15 protein-coding genes and 1 rRNA gene are annotated in these 20,893 nt (G+C 67.1%); 4 read left to right on the top strand and 12 right to left on the bottom strand.

Translation table 11 applies throughout. The features are described 5' to 3' along the window. Positions 1–82: 82 nt before the first annotated feature. The gene (locus tag A9975_RS14835; RefSeq protein WP_183033465.1) at positions 83–2,410 is read left to right on the top strand and encodes a patatin-like phospholipase family protein; all 2,328 of its coding nucleotides are present in this window, start codon (positions 83–85) and stop codon (positions 2,408–2,410) included. Here the strand turns inward: A9975_RS14835 and A9975_RS14830 are convergent. Together A9975_RS14830 and A9975_RS14825 are read right to left on the bottom strand one after the other, a co-directional pair. Beyond that, complete coding sequence (locus tag A9975_RS14830; protein WP_183033457.1) at positions 2,407–3,642, bottom strand: alpha/beta fold hydrolase; 1,236 nt, start codon at positions 3,640–3,642, stop codon at positions 2,407–2,409. The genes A9975_RS14835 and A9975_RS14830 overlap by 4 nt on opposite strands. After that, a complete protein-coding gene (locus A9975_RS14825; protein ID WP_183033456.1) occupies positions 3,639–4,946 on the bottom strand; it encodes an MASE1 domain-containing protein in 1,308 nt (435 codons plus the stop codon). Before A9975_RS14825 ends, A9975_RS14830 begins: the two co-directional genes overlap by 4 nt. Positions 4,947–5,222: 276 nt before the next feature. On the opposite strand from A9975_RS14825, the gene A9975_RS14820 reads away from it, so the two are divergent. Continuing rightward, on the top strand, positions 5,223–6,224 hold the full coding sequence (locus A9975_RS14820) for a tripartite tricarboxylate transporter substrate binding protein (protein ID WP_183033455.1): 1,002 nt from the start codon (positions 5,223–5,225) through the stop codon (positions 6,222–6,224). A gap of 33 nt (positions 6,225–6,257) precedes the next feature. On the opposite strand, the gene A9975_RS14815 is transcribed toward A9975_RS14820, so the two are convergent. After that, on the bottom strand, positions 6,258–7,655 hold the full coding sequence (locus tag A9975_RS14815) for a CoA transferase (protein ID WP_255503234.1): 1,398 nt from the start codon (positions 7,653–7,655) through the stop codon (positions 6,258–6,260). 128 nt (positions 7,656–7,783) lie between these two features. On the opposite strand from A9975_RS14815, the gene A9975_RS14810 reads away from it, so the two are divergent. Next, positions 7,784–8,962, top strand: a complete 1,179-nt coding sequence (locus tag A9975_RS14810) for a citrate synthase family protein (protein WP_183033453.1) — start codon at positions 7,784–7,786, stop codon at positions 8,960–8,962. Positions 8,963–9,081: 119 nt separating this feature from the next. Here A9975_RS14810 and A9975_RS14805 read toward each other — a convergent pair whose 3' ends face one another. From A9975_RS14805 to A9975_RS14765, 9 genes are all read right to left on the bottom strand, one after another. After that, the gene (locus A9975_RS14805; RefSeq protein WP_183033452.1) at positions 9,082–10,518 is read right to left on the bottom strand and encodes an amidohydrolase family protein; all 1,437 of its coding nucleotides are present in this window, start codon (positions 10,516–10,518) and stop codon (positions 9,082–9,084) included. Next, complete coding sequence (locus tag A9975_RS14800; protein WP_183033451.1) at positions 10,515–11,309, bottom strand: ABC transporter permease; 795 nt, start codon at positions 11,307–11,309, stop codon at positions 10,515–10,517. Before A9975_RS14800 ends, A9975_RS14805 begins: the two co-directional genes overlap by 4 nt. 42 nt (positions 11,310–11,351) lie before the next feature. Next, entirely contained in the window at positions 11,352–12,266 is a 915-nt protein-coding gene (locus tag A9975_RS14795) for an ABC transporter ATP-binding protein (RefSeq protein WP_255503233.1), read from the bottom strand. Positions 12,267–12,312: 46 nt separating this feature from the next. Then, on the bottom strand, positions 12,313–13,350 hold the full coding sequence (locus tag A9975_RS14790; RefSeq protein WP_150985297.1) for an aromatic ring-hydroxylating dioxygenase subunit alpha: 1,038 nt from the start codon (positions 13,348–13,350) through the stop codon (positions 12,313–12,315). Between the two features lie 49 nt (positions 13,351–13,399). Continuing rightward, on the bottom strand, positions 13,400–14,395 hold the full coding sequence (locus tag A9975_RS14785; protein WP_183033450.1) for an ABC transporter substrate-binding protein: 996 nt from the start codon (positions 14,393–14,395) through the stop codon (positions 13,400–13,402). A gap of 466 nt (positions 14,396–14,861) precedes the next feature. Then, the gene (locus A9975_RS14780) at positions 14,862–15,194 is read right to left on the bottom strand and encodes a hypothetical protein (RefSeq protein WP_370564667.1); all 333 of its coding nucleotides are present in this window, start codon (positions 15,192–15,194) and stop codon (positions 14,862–14,864) included. A 181-nt stretch (positions 15,195–15,375) separates the two neighbouring features. Continuing rightward, positions 15,376–16,716 (bottom strand): MFS transporter, encoded by a 1,341-nt coding sequence (locus A9975_RS14775; RefSeq protein ID WP_183033448.1) that lies wholly within the window; start codon positions 16,714–16,716, stop codon positions 15,376–15,378. A 62-nt stretch (positions 16,717–16,778) separates the two neighbouring features. Continuing rightward, complete coding sequence (locus A9975_RS14770; protein ID WP_183033447.1) at positions 16,779–18,302, bottom strand: amidase; 1,524 nt, start codon at positions 18,300–18,302, stop codon at positions 16,779–16,781. Positions 18,303–18,589: 287 nt separating this feature from the next. Continuing rightward, positions 18,590–20,188 carry a 3'-5' exonuclease family protein gene (locus tag A9975_RS14765; RefSeq protein ID WP_183033446.1) on the bottom strand — a complete coding sequence of 533 codons (1,599 nt, stop codon included), beginning with the start codon at positions 20,186–20,188 and terminating at the stop codon, positions 18,590–18,592. Positions 20,189–20,732: 544 nt separating this feature from the next. Between A9975_RS14765 and A9975_RS14760 the strand changes: the two genes are divergently transcribed. Continuing rightward, positions 20,733–20,893: ribosomal RNA gene (locus tag A9975_RS14760) — 16S ribosomal RNA — on the top strand; the annotation flags it as partial.

Raw genomic sequence — 20,893 nt, 5'->3', positions numbered from 1 at the left:
CCCAGGTTTGTCCATGTCCCGCTCTCTATCATGCATTGCGCGCCGCTTGCGCACGCTGGTGTCCGGTTGTCAGGTGCTGCCGATGCTGCTTGCATTGGCGGCGCTAGCCTTGGCGCCGCAGCCCGGCAGGGCCGCGGATCACCCTGCGCAGCCGGCCAGGCAATCCACCGCCGACGTTGCCACGGACGCTGCCACCGACGTTGCCGAGGAAGCCGTCCCCCCAGCCGTGCCGGGCAAGCGAGCGCGGGTGTGCCTGGTGCTGTCCGGGGGTGGTGCGCGCGGCTACGCGCATATCGGCGTGATCCGGGCGCTGGAGAAAATGCATGTGCCGATCGACTGCATCGCGGCCACCAGCATGGGCGCCGTGGTGGGCGGCCTGTACGCCAGCGGCTTGTCGGCGGGTGAGCTGGAGGCCAAGCTGTCGCACATCAACCTGAGCGATATCGCCTTCGACCGCAACGAGCGCGCCGAACTGCCGCAGGCGCAGCGCGAGGACGACCTCCAGTATCCGATCGGCATCTCGGCCGGCTACGGTGACGGCAAGATCAAGTTCCCCACCGGCCTGGTCCAAGGCAACCGCCTGCTGGCGCTGCTGCAGAACCTGACCCCGCATCTGCCGGCCGACGACGCCTTCGACAAGCTGCCGACGCCGTTTCGCACCATTGCCACCGACCTGGGCACCGGCGCCCCTGTCGTGCTGGACCACGGCTCGCTGCCGCGCGCCATTCGCGCCAGCGTGGCCGTGCCGGGATTGTTCGCGCCGATCAAGGTGAACGGGCGCGTGCTGGTCGATGGCGGGCTGGTCAGCAACCTGCCGGTGCAGCTCGCGCGCGACATGGGCGCCGACGTGATCATCGCGGTCAATATCGCCTCGCCGCTGGATGACCCCGAGAGCCTGGACTCGCCGGCGGCGGTGACGCAGCAGATGGTCACCATCCTGACCAACCAGAACGTGGCCGCGCAAAAGGCGCTGCTCAAGCCGGGCGACGTGCTGATCGAGCCCCAGCTGGGTGACTTGTCCTTCACCGATTTCTCGCGCGCCAACGACGGCATCCAGGGCGGCTGGAACGCGGTGCTGGCGGCCGAGCCCAAGCTCGCTTCGCTGACGCTGCCGGCGGACGCCTGGCAGAGCTACCTGGCGGCCCGCAAGAGCAGCCAGGCGGTGGCGGGCCCGGTGCGCATCGATGCCATCCAGATCCAGTCGCAAGGCCGCATTCCGGCCAGCTTCGTGCGCAAGTACCTGGGCGTAAACGAAGGCGACACCTACGACGCGGTCACGCTTAACCGCGAGATGGCGCAGCTCTCCACGTCGGGGGATTTCGAGAGCGTGGCGCAGGAACTGGTCACCGAAGACGGCCGCAATGTGCTGAAGGTCGAGGCGCAGCAGAAATCCTGGGGCCCGCAGTTCCTGCTGTTCGGCTTCGGCGTGTCCAACACCTTCAACGGCCAGGGCGGGTTCAACCTGCAACTGGGGCATCGCTATCCGTGGATCACGCCCGGCGGGCTGGAATGGCGCAATGACATCGTGCTGGGCAGCACCCAGGCCAAGTGGCACACCGAGCTGCGCCAGCCGGTGTTCGACCGGCTGGGCTTCTATGTCGCCCCGTACGCGGAATACGGGCGCAAGCGCGTCGACCTGTACGGCGACACCGCGCCCAACCGCAATACCGATCCGCTGACCGCCTACCAGATCGAGACCGCCGTCGCCGGCCTGGACCTGGGTGTGCCGCTGGGCCGCCTTGGCGAGTTCCGCGCGGGCGTGAACTACCAGCAGGTCAATTACTCGGCCGTCTATAACCTGCCGATCAGCACTGGCCGGCTGTTCCCGCACGCACGCGTACGCCAGCCGACCATGCGCGCCCAGCTCACCATCGACCAGCTCGATGACCCGCTGTTCCCGCGCACCGGCTACTACCTGCTGGCGACCAATGAGCTGGCCTTCGGCGGCACCGACAACCGCTTCAACGATGCCCATGCCAAAGCGCTCTGGGCCACCAGCTACGGCCGGCACACCCTGAACCTGGCGGCGGAGGCCGCAGCCACCTATGGCGATCACCGCAGCGACAACAGCGTCAGTGGTGGCCTGGGCTTCACGCTGGGCGGGTTCCAGCATCTTTCGGCCTACGCGCAGGACCAGTTCTCCGGCAACTACCTGCTGTATGGCCGCCTGACCTACCTGAACGACCTGCACGAGTTCATCCTGCCCGGGCTGCGCACCACCGTGGTGGGCGCCAGCCTGGAGGCGGGGGACGTCTGGCTGCGGCGCAAGAATTTCGGCAATGGCCCGTTCAAGACCAGCGCCAGCCTGTTTATCGGCGGCAATAGCGCGATCGGCCCGCTGTACTTCGGCTTTGCCGCGGCGCCGCAGGGGGTGTGGAACCTGTACCTGCAGCTAGGCCGCGTGTTCTAGCCCGCGGGCGCTGGCAGTGGCTCGGTGGCGCTCACCGCGTTGTCGGCGCTGTCGGCCGGCCGGAAGGTCACCGCGCAGATGCGCCCGTTGCGCATGCGCAGGGTTTGCGTGCCGTGGCTGTGCCGGGCCTCGCCGTTCATGACGGAGGAGGCCGAGACGTCGATCTGCGCGGTGGCGCCCTCGATGCGCGGCGGTGCGGTGATGGCGATGCGTACCGTCTTGCCGGCGATTGCCTCCAGCTTTGCAAACATGCCGATGACGGCGTCGCGGTCGTCATAGCTGCCCGCCAGCGGATGCTCGCCCTGGTGGCGCCAGCGCACGCCGGGCTCCAGCAGCGGGAACAATGCTTCGAACTGCCCGCTGGTGAGGGCTTGCAGGTATTCGTTCACCACGGCGGCGACGGCTTCCTCGGTCATCGGCACTTCCACCCTGGCCCGCGCCGGGCGGCGCGCCTGCGCCGGGTCGAAGCCAAGGAACTCGAGCACGTTGCTGACCACCTGCTCGCGGTCGTTGTCCACGCAGATCATGTGATAGCTGTTTTCCACCACCACCTTGCGCACGTCGGGGACCGTGGCTTCCAGGAAGTCGGCCGAACGCAGGCTGGTCAGCTCGTCCTCGCGCGCGTTCACCACCAGCGTGGGGCAGGCGATGCGGTGGGCGCCGTCGAGCACCCAGCCGCGCAGCCGGTCCACCTGCCGGATGCAGGCCAGCGGCACCCAGCGGTAGTGGAAATTGTCGCCGCGTTCGAATTTGGCCTTGACGATGGCGCGCACGAGGTCGTTCTTGATGCCGAACGGCTCGTCTTCCTCCACCCGCATGCGCGCTGGCAGCGTAGGGATGTGATAGACCAGGTGCCGCAGCGCGCGGTACCAGGGCGTGGACCAGCCGTCGATGTAGACCGGGGCCGCCAGCGCGATCAGCCGGCCCTTGGTGTGCTGGCGGCGCTCGGCCAGCGCCAGGGCCAGAAGCCCGCCCAGGCACATGCCCATGATGTGAAAGGTTTCGTACTGCCCGGCCAGCTCATCGTATGCCTGCGTGACGGTGTCGAGCCATTGCTCGGCCCGCACGGGCACCAGGTCCTCGGGCGTGCCTGCGTGTCCTGGCAGCGTCACCGCGTGGGTTTCCACCCCGGCGCGCCGCAGGGCCTTGTGCATCGGGCCTAGGTCGAACTGCGTGCCGCCCAAGCCGTGGATGAGCAGGGCACCCGTGCCGCTGCCCTTGAGAGCCGTCATGCTGCGTCCCGCTCCTCGATCACGGCCGCGCCTTGCAGGCGCCATGCGCCGGCAATGACCGCCACGGTCTCGTCGCCGTCCAGCAGCGGGCTGCTCATATCCAGCACCATGGTGCAGTCGCCCGCGGGCAGCATCAGGCGAAAGAGCAGGTCGGTGCGGGTTGCGCTACCCCCGTCGCCGTCGCCGTCGCTTTCGCGCAGCCAGCGGTCGCGCACCCGGGACCGGTCATCGGCATGCACGTGAGCCAGTACGTTGTCGAGATTGCCGAAGGTATCTTCTCGTACCCCCAGCGAGCGCTCCACGTCGCCGCTCCAGCGCAGCGTGCCACTGCGCGGGTCCAGGCAATAGACCAGCTGGCCGCTGGCCGCGAGTGCCAGCTTGACATCGTTCTGGCGCTGCGCCGACTGCAGGTGCAGTTGCTCGCGGCTGGTGCGCAGCGTGCTGATCAGCAGCGTCAGCAGGGCGGCCACGGCCAGGTATAGCTGGGCCTCCATCAGCGAGCGGCCATGGTGCGCCGCGCTTTCGGCGAACGGGCCATCGCCCTGGCCGGTATTGACCAGCACGAACAGCGCCAGGATCGCCACCGCGACGGAGCCGCCCCGGCCGCCCCACAGCAGCGTCACTACTGCCGCGAAGAACAGGGGGATATAGGTCAGCGCAAACACCACGCCGGCAGGCAGCGGGCCCAGGCTCTTGTTGTCGAAGATAAAGAAGGTGGTCAGCACGAGCGCGGCGAACGCGCCCAGGCCGAACAGGAAATCGCCGCCGCTCATGCCGCCTGAGCGCATGGCGCGAAAGCGCGACCAGCCCGCCAGCACCGGCGTGACGATCAGCACGCCCACCAGGTCGGCCGCGGCCCAGACGCGCGCGGTGCGCCAGAACGGCACGTCCTGCATGATCGTGAACCAGCCCGCGCCCACCGCCGCGCTGGCTGCGCTGCTGACCACCCCGGCGATCAGCAAGCCGCGCACGAAGGCCAGCCCTTCGAGCGAGAAGTGCGTGCGCCTGACCAGCGCCACGCCCACAGCCGCACAACCGATCTCGTCGAGCGAGAACAGCATCAGGCGCAGCGTGTCGCGCCCCTCCACCCAGCCCAGCAGCATCTGCGCGGCGAAGAACGCCAGCCCTACCGGCAGCCAGCGCGGCATCGGCGTCAGCATGAACGCGGCCACGGTCACGCCGGCCGGCAGCCAGATATAGCCAGTGGCGGAGAACGGGCCGTTGAGCTTGTGCGAGATGTAGCCGGAGCAGAAGTACAGTGCCGCCCACAAAAACAGGACGACGGCTCGGTTGGTTGGTTTCACGTTGGCTTTCCTTGGCTGATGCCCGGGCACGGATGCGAGGCCGGCGCGTAGCGGCCAGCCGTTATCTGAACGCGCCAGGCCGGCAAGCGGCTGACGCAATGGCGCGGCCGGGCAGGGGCATCATAAGCCTGCACAGGGATTTCTAGCATGGCGCCATGTAATAAAATCGTCACAATTAAGGGTGTTCGCGGGTGTCCGGCCACGAGCCCGGCCAGGACTCGCCCCGGCGCACGTCGGCAACGCAAGGCCGCAATATAAACGAGGAGAAAAGACCTGATGGCGAAGTACACATTAAATAACCGATTCCTGCCCGGCTTGCCGGTGCTGCTGGCCTGCGCCGTACTGCCGCTGGCACTGGGCGCGGCCCCCGCTGCCGCCGCCTGGCCGGAAAAGCCGATCCGCCTGGTGGTGGGCTTCCCGCCGGGTGGCCCGGTCGACACCCACGCCCGCATCCTCGCCGAGAAGCTGCAGCCGATCCTGGGGCAGTCAGTGGTGCTGGACTATAAGGCCGGCGCGGCCGGCAACATCGGCTCGGATTCCGTCGCCAAGGCTGCACCGGACGGCTACACGCTGCTGCTGGCCAATACCGGCCAGATGGCCATCAATGGCGCGCTTTATCCCAAGCTGCCGTACGTGATGCCGCGGGATTTTGCGCCGGTGGCGCGCACCGCGCTGATTCCGCTGGTCATGGTGGTCAATAACAACGTGCCGGCCCGCAACCTCAAGGAGTTCATCGGCTATGCGCGCGCCAATCCCGGCAAGCTGAATTTTGCCTCGGGCGGCAACGGCGGCATCTCCCACCTGATGCCTGAGATGTTCAAGCAGGCCAGCGGCACGTTTATCGTCCACATTCCCTACAAGGGCAGCGCCCCGGCGCTGACCGACGTGATGGGTGGCCAGGCGCAGATGATGGCCGACTCGATCCCGCTGTTCACGCAATACATCAAGGCCGGCAAGGTGCGCGCGCTGGCGGTGACGTCCAAGCATCGCTCGCCCGCCTTGCCTGACGTGCCGACCATGGAAGAGGCCGGGCTGAAGAACTTCGAGGTGGTCGGCTTCTACGGGATGCTGGCGCCCGCAGGCACGCCCAAGGAGGTGGTGGCCAAGCTGTCCGGCGCGCTGCAGACCGTGCTGGGCGAAGCCGATACCCGCGCCAAGCTGGAGCAGCAAGGCGCCGAGGCAGCCTGGCAGGGCCCGGAGGCCTTCGGCCAGACTATTGCCGCCGAGCAAAAGCGCTGGGGGCAGGTGATCAAGGCATCGGGCGCGAAGATCGACTAAGCCGTCCACGCCGGGGCGGGCTGCCGGCGTGACTTACCACCGCGCCCGCACTGTACCCAGCTTGCCGGCCGGGCGCTCCCAGTGCATTGGCACACCTTGCACCGTGGCGGGCGGCCTGATCCGGCGTGCCGGGCCCCATGCGGTGTCCTCGGCGACGGCTGCCAGGTCGGCGGCCGTTTCGGGGGCCAGCATTGGCGCCTCGCGTTGCGGGCCCGCGCCCGCCACCAAAAGATGCGCCGTGCGCGCCAGCGAGGCCCGCACCTCGCAGCCGGCGCCGGTCGCCAGGCGCTGCGCCAGCCCGCGGATGGCCGCTGTTGCCATCAGGTAGCCGGTGGCGTGGTCGATGGCCTGCACCGGCAGCGGCTTGGGATGGTCCAGGCCTGCGGCGCGCATGCCCGCATCGGCAATGCCGGTGCTCATCTGGATCAGGCTGTCGAAGCCGCGCCGGCCTTTCCAAGGCCCGCTCCAGCCATAGGCATCGAGCGACACATCCACCAGCGCGGGATTGATCTCGCGGCGCCGCCGCGCGTCCAGTCCAAGCCGCGCCAGGGCCTCGGGACGGTAGCCGTGCACCATCACGTCGGCCTGGCTCAGCAGCCGCTCCAGCACCTGCCGGTCCGCCGCGCTTTTCAGGTCGAGCCGGGCGCAGCGCTTGCCGAGCACCACTTCTGGCACGGTGCCTGGCTCTTCCCAGCCGGGTGGGTCGATACGGAGCACATCGGCGCCAAAGCCGGCCAGGAAGCGGGTGGCCACGGGGCCCGCCAGGATCCGGGTCAGGTCCAGCACGCGGATGCCGCGCAACGGGCGATCCGGGGCGATGGCCCAGGCTGGCCGAGGCCCTGCAGCGCACGTCGTCCAGTGCATCAGCGGTTCGCTGTTGACGGCGATCCCCTGCGGATGGACTGCCCATTCGGCCTCGGTGCGCATGGCCGCCGAGCAGCCGCCGTTCTCGACAATGGCGGCTTCCAGTGCGCTGGCTTCCCATCCGGATACTGCCTGGGCAACGGCGGCCTTGTCCGCTTGCGCCGCCACGCCAAGCACGGCGAGGGCAGCGTCGCGGTGATGCGGGGCGTTGGTATGAAGACGGATCCAGCCGTCCTTGGCCCGGTAGTCGCCGGCAACCGGATCCCATTGCGGTGGCAATTCCCAGCCTTGTGGCCGCAGTGATGTGCCGAACCATAGCGAGGCGATACGTTGATCTACCTGGACATGCGGCGCATGCCCGCAGGCCTGGCGGATCAACTCGGCAATGGCCAGGGTCGCTGCGCCGACTGCTGCGGTGGCCAGGGCGGTGACGGGGAAGACCGCGGGCAAGTGACCGGAGCCGGCCACGGCAATGTGCTCCAGCAACGCGGCGTCCCCGTGCACGCTGCGCCAGATCTCACCAAGGAAACGGGTGGCGGCTGTCGTGGGACTCGTGGCTGAAAGCATGGATTCTCCGGGGGCAGGCATGGCGCACTCTCTTTCGGGGCAGGAATAAGTGCTTTGCAGCATAGGCTCCTTGTTTTAATAGTCAATATTGATTAACTTAATCAACTTATTGATCGATTTCGTCGTCCGTGCCCCGCTACCTGACTTCCTCCGAAGCCGCCGCCCAGCTTGGCGTGTCCCGCCAGACGCTCTATGCCTATGTCAGCCGTGGCTTGCTGCACGCGCACGATGGCGAAACCCACCGCGAAAGCCGCTATCTCGCTGACGACGTTGCGCGCCTGGCCGGCCAGCGCACGCGCGGCCGCAAGCCTCGCGAGGTGGCCAAGGCCACGCTGAGCTGGGGTTTGCCGGTGCTGGAATCGGGGATCACCTTGATCGAGGACGGGCGGCTTTACTACCGAGGCATGGATGCCGTTGCATTGGCCGCGTCGGATACCGTGGAAGCGGTGGCCGCATTGCTGTGGCAGTGCCCCCAGGACGCGGCGTTTGGCGCAGCGCCGCTTGCGCCGGCGCACCTCGCGGCAATGCAGGCGGCCTTCTCCGGGCGCCGCAGCGAGGCGGCGCTGCTGCCGCTGTTTACCATCGCCAGCGAGGACGACCCCACGGCGCAGTGGCAAAGGTCACCGCAACGCCTTGCCGAGGGTTGCGGCGTGCTGGTGCGTCTGCTGGCGGCCTGCCTGCTGCACACGGCGCCCGCCAGCGCGCCGGTCCATCGACAATGCGCCAGCGCCTGGCAAGTGGACGAAGAAGGCGCGGACCTGATCCGCATGGCGCTGGTGCTCTGCGCGGACCATGAGCTGAACGCGTCGAGCTTCACGGCCCGCTGCGTGGCGTCCACCGGCGCCAGCCTGCGCGCATCCGTAGTCGCTGGGCTGGCCGCGCTGACCGGTGGGCTGCATGGCGGGACCACCGCCCGCGTGGAGGCTCTCTGGGACGAACTCGGCGAGGCCCCGCCCGCATCGAAGCTGCGCGAGCGGCTTGCCCGCGGCGAGAACCTGCCGGGGTTTGGCCATCATCTCTACCCCGCCGGCGACATCCGCGCCGCCGGCCTGCTGGCGCGGATACTCCCGCATCACCCCCAATGGCAAGCGATCATCGACGACGCCTTCGCGCTGCTGGGGCAGAGGCCATCGATCGATTTTGCGCTGGTGGCGCTGCGCCGGCATCTGCGGCTGCCGCCCGGCGCGGCCTTCGGCATGTTCGCGCTTGGCCGCTCCATCGGCTGGATCGCGCACGCGCTGGAGCAGCGTGCCGATGCCGAGCTGATCCGCCCGCGTGCCGCGTACGTCGGCCCGCGCCCCGGCTAGCCTGGATCAAGCCGCAGCTTCGGCGAACCGCAGGCCGATCAGCCCCACGAGCGCCAGGCTCAGGAAAAGAATCCGCGGCCGGTTCGCGCTCTCCTGCATCAACGACGTGGCGCCGCGGGTTATGCGGCGCGCTGCTGCAAGCGCAGTACCGCGTCGCGCGCGGCAGCGCCAAGCTCGGCAAGGTCCAGCCCCGGAATCGCATCATGCTCCACCACCACGCGCCCAGCCACCAGCAGCGCGCGCAGTGCAGGGCGCCCACCGCTGGCCACGGGGGCGATGGCCGGATCGTGCAGGCCAAAGCAGCGCGGGTCGTCGAGCCGGTAGATGGCGAGGTCGGCCGCCTTGCCCGGCTGCAGCGTGCCCACCGCATCCAGGCCAAGCACCGCCGCACCGCCCGCCGTGCCCCAGCGCACCACGTCTTCCACGCGCGCGGCGTCGGCGCCGCCTTCATGGTCACCACCCTCGGCGCGTGGGCGGGCGCCATGGCCGCGCCGCGCGCGCTGCAGCAGCCATGCCGCATGCGTCTCGGAGATCATGTCGGCCGCTTCGTTGGAGGCGGCGCCGTCCACGCCGATCGACACCGGCACGCCAGCGGCTTCCAGCGCCGGGATGTTCGCGATGCCGCTGCCCAGCCTGCCGTTGCTCTGCGGGCAGTGCGCGATACCCGTGCCGGTTGCGCCGAGCTGGCGGATTTCGTCCGCGCCCAGTTTCACCAGATGGGCGAACCAAACGTCGCTGCCCAGCCACTCGTGCTCGCCGCAGAAGGCCACCGGTGTCGTCTGGTACTTGTCGCGCGCGGCGTTCTGGTATTCCACCGTCTCCGACAAATGGCTGTGCAGCCGGATGCCAAGCCGGCGCGCGGTGCGCGCGCTGGTGCGCAATTCTTCGGGCGGCATGGAGTAGAGCGGCGTGGTGGGCGCCATCACCACGCGCCGCATTGCATCCGGCGCGGGCTGGTGGTAGCGCGCGGTGAGCCGTTCGCAATCGCCCAGGAACTGGTCGAGCGTTTCGGGGCGCAACGCCTGCGGCAGTTCGCTCTCCAGCTGGCGCGTGCGGGTGGCGCCGCCACGGCACAGCACAAAGCGCAGCCCCAGCGCCTCGGCTTCCTCGAACAGGATGGCCGAGCTGTCGTAGGGCATGCCGGGATAGTAGAGATAGTTGTGGTCCGCCACCGTGCCGCAGCCGCTGCGCACCAGTTCGATCAGGCCGATGCGGGCGGCAAGCCGGAAGGTGGTTTCGTCAAAGGCTGCGCGGAAGCGGTAAGGCGTCGCTCCAAGCCACGGCGTGAGCGTCAGGTTCAGCCCCGGCGGATCGCCCTTGAGCAGCGACTGGAACAGATGATGATGGGTGTTGACCCAGGCCGGGTAGACCACGCAGTCGGTAGCATCGATCACTTGTTCGCCGGGGCGCGGCGCCAGCTTGCCGATGGCCTCGATGGTGCCGCCGGCCACGCGCAGGTCCGGGCCGGCATGGCGCTCGCCTTCACCCTCGCCGTTGCCATGAAGGCCGGTCAGGATGGCGGTGGCATTGCGGATCAGGATGGTGTTGGTCGTCATGCCAGCTCGCTCTCGTGCCAATGGGACAGCGCCATGCGCGACACCACCACCATGGCGCCGAACAACGCGACGCCGGTCAGCGTGATCAGGAACAGCGCGGCAAACAGGCGCGGGATATTGAGGGCGAAGCCAGCCTGCAGGATCTGGTAAGCCAGCCCCGCGCCCGTGCCGCCGGTGCCCGCCACGAATTCCGCCACCACCGCGCCGATCAGCGCGAGGCCGCAAGAGATCCGCAGGCCGCCGAAGAAATACGGCAGCGCGCTGGGAATGCGCAGGCGGCGCAAGGTATCCCAGCGGCTCGCGCGGTTGATGCGGAACAGGTTGAGCAGGCCAGGGTTGACGCTGCGCAGGCCCAGCACCGTGTTGGAGATGATCGGGAACACGGCCACCATGGTGGCGCAGATCACTAGCGCCAGCGTAGGCTCCTTGACCCAGATGATGATCAGCGGCGCGATTGCCACCACTGGCGTGACCTGCAGCAGGATCGCGTAGGGAAACAGGCTGGCTTCGATCAGGCGGCTCTGCACGAAGATGAATGCCGCGGCGGTGCCGACTACCACGGCCAGCGCAAAGGCCAGCATCGTGATGCGCAACGTCACCCATAGCGAGCCGCACAGCAGGCTCCAGTCTTCCACCAGCGCATGGCCGATGGCGGTGGGGGTGGGCACCAGGTACACGGGGACGGCGAGCGCCGTGCATGTCGCCTGCCAGGCGAGCAACAGCAGCACGCCGACGGCAAGCGGGGCGGCCACGCGCTGTACGGCGGGGCGCGACAGTAGCGGGGGATTCATGGAGGCTCCTTGTTGTTTGTGGGACCGATGCGGCAGCCGGGCTCAGTGCTCGTTGGGGTCGGCGCCGGTGTTGGCCTGCGCCAGCAGCGCCGACAACTGCGCGCAGTACTGCATGAAGGCGGGCGAAACACGGAAGGCCTCATCGCGGACTTCGGGCCCCTCGATGGCCACGTCGGCGATCACACGGCCCGGCCGTGCCGCCATCACCACCACGCGGCTCGACAGGTAGACCGCCTCATAGATGCTGTGGGTGACGAAGACCACGGTGAGGCCGCGCTCGGCCCACAGCGCGCGCAGGTCGGCGTCGAGCTTGTTGCGGGTGAACTCATCGAGCGCGCCGAAGGGCTCGTCCATCAGCAGCAGGTCCGGGTTGGTCGCCAGCGCCCGCGCGATCGACACGCGCATCTGCATGCCGCCAGACAGCTCACGCGGATAGACCGCGGCGAAGCGGCCCAGCCCCACCAGCGCCAGCGCGCGCTGCACACGCTCGTCGGCGTCGGCGCGCGGCATGCGGGCCAGGTCCAGCGGCAGCCGCACGTTGTCGGCCACACGCGCCCACGGCATCAGCGTGGCTTCCTGGAACACCATCGCCAGCGTGCGGCCGGCGCTGTCGGTGGCGACGTTCGTTCCGCTTGGAAGGGATGGGTTGCCCCACCAGCGCATATGGCCCGCCGACGGCATTTCCAATCCGGCAAACAGCTTGAGCAAGGTGCTCTTGCCGCAGCCGGAGGGCCCCAGCAGCGAGACGAACTCGCCGGGCTTGATCGCCAGCTTGACGCGCTCCAGCGCGACGGTGCCGTTGGGGTAGGTTTTCTCGACCTGGTTGGCGAACAGCAGCGGCGCGTCGGCATCGCGCCGGCTGGTGCCGGCGGGCTCGCCGCCGGCGTCGGGCGCAAGGCCGCTGGCGCTCGGGGTTGCGGCGGGGGCTTGCATGGCACCGCGAAAGAGTACGCTCATGGCTGTCTCCGTATGGAATGGTTCCGGGGGCTATCCGAAGTCCGGCTCAGCCGCGAACCACGGGAATGCGGAAGGTCTCTTTCTCGCCATGCCGGGTGAATAGTTCCATCAGCATCTTGCGCATCAGCAAGCCGGGCTTGTCGGATTCCATATGGAATTCAACGCGGCGGCGCGTGTCCACGCAGGCATCGTAGTCGGTGGCTTCCAGGATGTCGCGGTCCTCGGCGACGATGGGCGCGTCCCAGTCGATCAGCTCCTGGGTCGAGCAGTCCTCCTCGCTGTCATTGCGGTACAGCCATTGCGACAGCATCACGCTCTTGTCGTCGATCGGCGTGGCGCAGTTGTAGATGATGTGGTGGCGCCCGCTGGCTGGATAGGTGCAGCCGAAGCGGCGCGTGAACGGCAGGTCCCAGCGGTTGAACATATGGCGATGCGTGATCGGCTCGGTGGTGCCGGTAACACGGTGGCCCGCCTCGATATTGCGGATCGGCACCAGCGTCTCCGCCTCGAAGCCCCACTCGCGCTGCTGCAGCTCGTACTTCTCCGGCTTGGGCTGCTCGGACAAGCCAAAATTGGCGCGGTGCACGAAGCTGAAGTGCGAGTTATCGAAGGAGTTCTCCATCACGCGCAGAGAGCTGGTGTTCCACTTCTCGTAGAACTGGAAGATACGGCGGTAGGTGGGGTCGCCATCCTCAGGGAAATCGGGGATGGGCTGCAGCGGATCGTCCAGCGCCACCCACACATAGCCGTATTTCTCCTGCACGTGATAGGCCTGCACTTTTGCGCCAGAAGGAATGGCGTTGTCCGGCGCCTGCGGAATCCGCACGCAGCTGCCCGAGCAGTTGTATTCCCAGCCGTGGTAGCCGCAGACGATGTCCCCCCGCTCGTTGACCCAGCCCTTGGACAAGCGGGCGGTGCGGTGGCAGCAGCGGTCCTGCAGCGCCGCCGGCTTGCCGTCGGCGCCCCTCCACAGCACCAGGTTCTCGCCCAGCAGGGTAAAGGGCTTGGGGCCGTCGTCGAGCATCGAGATCGGCATCAGGGCGTACCAGAAGCGGCGCAATACGGGTTGTTGGGTGACCAGCATGTCAAATGTCCTTGTATGGGGTTGAGCTTTAACGGCGAAGCTGCGCGCTTCAGGGCATGACCTTCAGGTCTTTCACGAACTGCGTGGTGTAGGCTTGTTTCCAGTCGGTATCGGCCTTGAGCAGCCCGGCCCCCACCATGAAGTCGCGTGTCTTTAGCCAGCGCGCGTCGGTCATCACGCCGATGCCGTAGCGGGCCGCGTCGCCACCGCCAACCATGTGGTACTCCTTGAGTTTCTCCACGCCCCAGGCGAGCTGGTCGTCCTTCATGTTGGGGTTTTCCTGCTTGATCAGCGCATTGGCCGGGGCAGGGTCCGCCAGGTAGCTCTTCCAGCCTTCCATGCTCGCCTTGACGAAACGCGCGACCACGTCCGGCTTCTCCTTGACCATCTTTTGCATGGCGACGATGGTGGTGCCGTAGGGCGGATAGCCATCGTCGGCAAACAGGAAGAAGCGCGTCTTGGCACCGGCCTTGCTGGCCGAGAACACTTCGGAAGAGGCATACGCCTGCTGGGCCGCCTGCGGGTCGGCAAAGAAGGGCTGCAGGTTGAAGGTGTAGACGCGCGACTGGGATTCCTCCAGCTTGTACTTGCCCTTGAGCCACGGCCACCAGGTGGTGCGTCCCGAGGTGGAGACCAGCACCGTGCGGCTCTTCAGGTCGGCCAGGCTCTTGACGTCCTCGTGGGTCATCATGCCTTGCAGGTCGGTCTGGAAGGAGGTTGCCACGGTGGTCACCGGCACGCCTTGCTCCACGCTCTTGAGCACCTGCAGGTCATAGCCCATCAGGAAATCGGCCTGGCCGCTGGTGAGGATCTGCATGCCGTTGACCTGCGGGCCGCCCATGCGAACCGTGACGTCGAGGTCGTATTTCTTGTAGATACCTTTGGCCACCGCCTGATAAAAGCCGCCATGTTCCGCCTGGGCATACCAGGAGGTGAGGAACGTCACCTTATCGGTGGCTAGCGCGGTGGCGGGGACGGCGGCGAGCGTCAGCGCGGCGCAGGCGCCGGTCATCAACAGGCGGCGCAATGGGGAAGGCGTCTTCATGGGGGCTCCTGTGCGGATGTTTGCGGGGGAAACCAGGGCGGGCACGGCAACAGGCGGGCGGCGACGCGGGACGCAAGCGGCGCCATGGCCGGCAGACGCGTCCGCGAAATGGAATAAGGGCGTGAAGATGGGGGACATCGTGAGCGCTCTCTTTTCTCTCGTGCCCGGCCTGGTGGCCGGATCCAAACGCCCGGATGCCTCGCGATGCGAGTCAACCAGGCGTGCGACCGGATGGTCGCGAGAGCAATGTCCCGCGCCGGCATGCGCCTGCCCGCTGGGGGAGGCGTATCGGCGCTAACCGCTTCTACTCGATAGCTTGTTCAGCAAGAGGTGTGCCAACGGCAGTGGTGAACGCCGCGCCCCAAATGCGCCGGATCGCGGCATGCCGCTGGGCGGCCTTGGTGCACAATCGCCTGCCTCGACGCGATGTGCACCAATTCGGTGAGCAGCGCGCTGGCCGGTGCGATCAGGAGCTGGAGCTGGCCCTGGCCAGCCCGCCGCAGCGGCCTAGCGCGGTGGTGACACAGCACGCGTTGCCGGACCAGTCGCCACCGATCACCAGGCCAGTAGGGCCAGCGATCAGGCGGCGATGGCACAGGCCGGGCACCAGCAGGGGCTCGGGCGACGTGGGCGCGCGCGCATCGCGCGGGCCGCCGCCCGGCGCACGCGCCGGTGGCACCTCCTCGGTCCACAAGTAGGCGGTGCCGCCCGGAACGGCCTGCACGGATTGCGGCGGACCCCACTGCGCCTTGGCTTGCTCGATCGGGGCGGCTTGCCACGAATCCAGGATGCGTTGCATGGCGGATTGCTCGACGCTTGCGCAGCCGCCCAGGGCGATGGCGGCGAGTGGGGTCAACCAAAGGCGAGGGGAGATGGAGAGACGGCGAACGACAGGCATGGCGGCTCCAGGGGGAGCAGGCATGCCCCCTCCGTGCAGCCTAGCCTAGCCGCCCACCTCGCCGCAAGCGGCCGCGGGCGCTTTATGCGGGCTTGCCCACAGTTGGCGCCAGCACGGTCTTGTCGGCGTCCCGGGGCGGCTCGTGCGCGCTGTCGTCGCCACCGGCCTGGCCAAGGTCCATGCCCTTGGTTTCCGGCAGCAGCAAAGCGGCGCCCATCACCATCATGTAGCCCACTCCAGCCACGATGGCGATGGCGATTGGCAGCGAAGTGCGGCCGGTGCTGAGCCAGCCCACGGTCAGCGGGAACAGCGAGCCGATCACGCGCCCGACGTTGTACGAGACGCCATAGCCGGTGGCGCGGATATCGTTGGGATAAGACTCCGAGATAGTGGCGCCGATGCCGGCGAACACGCCCTGCATCAGCACGCCCAGCGGGAAGCCCAGAAACAGCATCGACGTGTTGGAGACCGGGATCACCATATAGACCAGCGCCATGATAAAGGCGCCGGCGGCAAAGGCGATATAGGTCAGGCGGCGGCCCCAGCGGTCGGTGGCATAGGCACCGGCCACGTAGCCCACCAGCGAGCCGACGATCGTCATCGCGAGGTAGGAACTGGTGCCGAACACTGACAGCCCGCGCTCGGTCTTGAGGAACGTCGGCAGCCAGGTGGCAATCGCATAGTAGGCACCCAGCATGCCGCCCGACAGCAGGCTGCACAGCACGGTCTTGCCCAGCAGCGGCCTGCGGCCGAGCCGCGCCAGCTGCTGCCATGCGGTGGGCCTGCCGCCAGCGCCAGCGCTGGCGCGTTCGGCCTGGCTCCTGGTGAAGACTTCCGGCTCTTCCAGGTTGCGGCGCAGGTAGATCACCACCAGCGCCGGCAGGATGCCCATGAAAAAGCAGACGCGCCAGGCGGTTTCAGCCGGGAAGATGCTGAAGGTAATGGCGTAGGCAATGGCCGCCGCGCCCCAGCCGAAGGAGTAGCTGCTGGCGGTAAAGCCGGAGTATTTGCCGCGGTGCGCCGGGTTGCGGATCATTTCCGTCACCAGCACCATGCACAGCGAGGATTCGCCGCCGAAGCCCAGGCCCTGGAGCATGCGGAAGGCCAGCAGTTGCTCGGGGGTGTTGGCCAGCCCGCACAGGAAGCAGGCAACGGCGAACACCACGATCGTCCAGCGCAACACGCGCACCCGGCCATAGCGGTCAGCCAGGACGCCCGCGCCGATGGCACCCACCAGTGACGACACCAAGGTCCAGGTGACAATGGCGCCGGCGGCCGATTTGCTCATGCCCCACTGTGTGAGCAACGTCGAAATCAGGAAGGAATAGATCATGAAGTCGAACACGTCGACCGCATGACCGAGGAACGCGCCGTAAAACCCCTTGCGCTCCATTGTCGATAAATCCTTGAACCACGTGAACATGCTCTCTCCTTCGTGTCGTTGCTTCGGGGGCGGTGCGCTGTTTTTTTTGGCGCCGGGGCGCGTTACACCGTGTGGGACTGGGATCGGGACTGGGACTGAGCCGAGGCCGGCGGCGGCCGGAAGGCAAAACCCGCTGCTTCCAGCAACTGGGCAAAACGCAATGCGGTCAGGTCCTCGAACTTGCCGGCGACGATCTGCACGCCTACCGGCAGGCCACTGCGGCCCGGGCCGATCGGAGCGACCGTCGAGGGCAGGCCGCACAGGCCGGAGTGCCCGGCCCAGAACAGCTGGCTGGTGAGCGGTTGCGCCCGGCCGTTGACCTGGAGCGTGCGCTGCCACGGCTCGCCGGCTTCATCCAGCACAAAGGCGGTGGTGGCGGCTGCCGGGCACAGCAACACGTCAACCTCGCCAAAAAAGCGTTGCCAAGCCTGCGCGAAGGCGGCCCGGGCTTGCTGCAGCTGCAGCCATTGCCGGTGCCGGATGCCGGCGCCGGTGAATTGCAGCGTGGCGTAGCTGTGGTCGTCGGGCGCGGCGCCTGCGGCGCGGGCCAGCGCGGCTTCGAAGCCAGCGTCATCCATATGGACCGACGTGGTAGCCCGCAGCATCAGCACGTAGGTGTGCCAGAGAGCCGAGGCATCGAAGTCCGGGCGCGCGTTCCAGCGAACCTGGGCGCCTTGTCCCTCCAGCCAGCGGCCGAGCTTTTCAATTTCGTCGCTGACTTCCCCGTCCGCCTCGCACAGCGGATGGCTCGGCAGCACGGCGACGCGGAAGTCGGCAAGCGCGCGCTTGTCGCAGGGCGGCAGCGTCAGGCGATAGGCCTGCGCTTCAATGCCGTCCGGGCCAGCCAGCGCCCGCAGCAGCAGTTCCAGGTCGTGCGCGCTGCGCGCCAGCGGCCCCGCCACGTTGATCTCCTGCTCGCCGTAGCCATGGCCGATGCCGTGGCCGCGCAGAGGCACCAGTCCGTGGCTGCTCTTGTGCGAGAACACGCCGCAGTAGTGTGCCGGGTTGCGCAGCGACGAGCCAATGTCGGAGCCCACGTCAAAGAAGCTCATGCCCGCGCAGACCGCCGCGGCGCTGCCGCCGGACGAACCGCCCGGGGTGCGGCTGGGGTCGCGCGGATTGCGGGTGGTGCCGTAGACGGCGTTGTAGCTTTGCCAGTCGCGCAACCCGATTGGCACGTTGGTCTTGCCGAGCAGGATCGCGCCGGCCGCGCGCAGGCGCTCGACCACGGCCGAGTCGCTGGTGGCAATGTTGTGGCGCTGCGCCGGGCTGCCGCACGTGGTGGGCCAGCCTGCCACGTCGAAGGATTCCTTGATGGAGAAGGGAATGCCGTCCAGCAAGCCAAGCGACTCCCCGCGGCGGCGCCGTTGATCGCTGGCCTCGGCCGCGGCGCGCGCGGCGGTGAAATCCGCCAGGATGAGGGCGTTGATCTCCCGATGCGAGGCGGCATAGGCTGCCTCGCACCAGTTCACCAGGTCCTGCGCGCTTGTGTCGCCTTTGGCCAATAACGCTGCGGCTTCCCAAACTGGCAGGAAGCGCGCCTCTGGCGGGCGGGTGTCGGTGCTTGCTATGTCTTGCCGCGTCACGCATTCGCTCCGTATTGGGGGTGGCCGCTGCTTTGGCGCCCGGGTTGGCGGCAATCGGGGGTTGCCTCTAAAATCGGTATACTATATTCATTAAATTGCCGAGAGCAAGGCAAATGTTCGATCGCCAACAATTCGCCGTGTTCTGGTGCAATGCAGCAGATTTCGGCACAAATGCGGGGTTCGTGGGAAGGCGGAGCTAGGCGCCGCGCACCTTGGCGGTGCGTGATTTGTGAAGTTTTGGTATACCGTTTTTGGGCTATGGGCTGGCTGCCCAGCAGTGGTCCCGCCTAGCGCTCGAAAAAAGACAAGGTCTGTTGGTCTGGGCTTGGCGGCTTGCGCCGGTGGGGTGCCGCGGTGGGCGATGTAGTCTGCGGCTGTGTTTCCGGCCGGGGCGCGTCCGTTGGTTGCAGCTCGAATCGCCGCACCGCTTCCAGCGCAACGGCTGTGGCGAGCAAGGCCGGCAGCCTCGGCGCCAGGATCTGATAGGTGTCCAGGTCAAAGCGCGCGGGCGAGGACAACAAGCCTGGCGCCTCCGCCAGCGTGGGCACCGAGCCCAGGTAGCACCAGTCTTCCAGGACATGCCACCACGCCTTGGGGCCTTGCTGCTCGCGCCATGCCACTGCGCCCGCGAACGGCCAGGGCTGGATCGCCAGGTTGGCCAGTGCGGTGACCGCCCGCTCGCGGTGCGCTGCGAGGGACTCGTCGCCGGTGCACGCGCCCAGGCATCGGTGCAGTTGACGCGCGAAGCAGGGCAGGCCGCGCCGCGCTGTTTTTTCCAGGGCGAGGGCGACCTGGCAGAGCTGATGGGTTTGGGCCAGTTCGGCCAGCCGGGCCTGGGCGCTGGCCCGGCTGGGAAAGGCGCCATATAGATTAGGGTGCCGGCTGAAATCGGTGTTGCGATCCGAGCGCAGTATCGGCGCGCTCAGTCCGGGGGGCAGTTCCCACGCGTAGAGCCCGGCATTCTGGCGCAGCATCTGGTTGTGCAGCGGCTGCATCGTCTTGATCAGGTGTGCTTCCAGCAGTAGCGCGCCGGCCTCACCGCCGGTCTCGCGCCATTCGACTCGGCGCACCGCGCGCGCTAGCCGCATTTCCAGGGTCGCACGATGATCGCCGGAGAAATGCGCGCCAATGCGCTGGCGCAGGTGGATGCTCTTCCCTATATAGAGAGGCATGTCCTGGTCGCCATAAAAGAGATAGACGCCCGGGGTGTCTGGAACGTCATCCAGCGCGGTTTCTTCGAGCCCGGCAGGCAGGCTTGCCCGCTTGATCAGCGACTGCACTGCGGATTCGACCAGGTCTATCGTGTAGAGCTCGTGGACCTTCTGCCAGAACTGCCACAACAGCTCGGCATCGGCGAGAGCCCGGTGCCGGCCTTTGGGTTGCAACTCGAACCGGGCGATCAGCGCGTCCAGCCCGTGACGCGCTGCCGAGGGAAACAGCGAGCGCGAGAGCCGTAACGTGCACAGGACATCGGCGCGAAAGGTGACGCCGACGCGGCGGAACTCATTCTTGAGAAAGCCATAGTCGAAACGTGCGTTGTGCGCCACGAAGAGCTTGCCTTGCAGCCGCTCCGCGAGCGTTTCCGCCAGTGACTCGAAGCTTGGCCGCCCACGCACCATGTCGTCGGTGATGCCGGTCAGTTGCTGGATAAAGGGTGGGATGCCAATGCCCGGGTCTATCAGGGTGTCCCATTCGACAATGCCGTCCGGTCCCACTTCCACGACGCCAATCTCGGTAATACGGTCGCGGGTGCCGTCGGCGCCAGTCGTTTCCAGGTCGACAAAGACAATCGGACGTGAAAGTGCTGCCGCCAGCGCCTGAGCATCCAGATGCCGGGGCGCATTCGCCGGCTGGTGCGATGGCTGGTAGATAGGAAGGTCAGGCATCCGTCGATTCTAATAGATAGAGATAGCAGTCGCGCGACCCTGCGCCGGGGCATGGAAGCCTGCTTCATCACCGTGTCACGGACCGTTCTGGAGAAATTCAAGAAAACGCTTGCCAAGGCCGAGGGGGTCCCCTATGATTCGCCCCCTCGCAACACGAAACACCGCTGCAAAGCAGACGGGACAAGGGTTGCGGGGTTGGCAGGGGAGGTTGGCGGCGCGAATGGCGCAGCGAGCTGAAGGAAAAAACCTGTTGACGAAACGATGATAGCGCTTCATAATCTCGTTTCTCTGCTGCAGCAAACGCAGCGACGCGGTAAGCAAAGCGAACCGTGGCAAGTTCTTTAACAAACAAACAACCGATAAGTGTGGGCGCTTGATAGCGGATGCGGAAGACTTCGGTCTTTTAGCTTACAAGTTATAAAGTGCTCGCACAGTAAAACATGTTGGTTATGTCCGGGGTGCAAATCGCGGACGTAACCAGTCAGTTTTCTGAGAGTGAGCGACCGCTCGAAAGAGCGAGATCCGCAAGGATCACACAGGTATTAAACTGAAGAGTTTGATCCTGGCTCAGATTGAACGCTGGCGGCATGCCTTACACATGCAAGTCGAACGGCAGCACGGGAGCAATCCTGGTGGCGAGTGGCGAACGGGTGAGTAATACATCGGAACGTGCCCTGTCGTGGGGGATAACTAGTCGAAAGATTA

This window comes from Cupriavidus sp. UME77 (assembly GCF_014170355.1).
Taxonomy (GTDB): domain Bacteria; phylum Pseudomonadota; class Gammaproteobacteria; order Burkholderiales; family Burkholderiaceae; genus Cupriavidus; species Cupriavidus basilensis.
The sequence above is the reverse complement of the archived record's forward strand: the minus strand, read 5'-3'. Positions and strand labels throughout refer to the sequence as shown.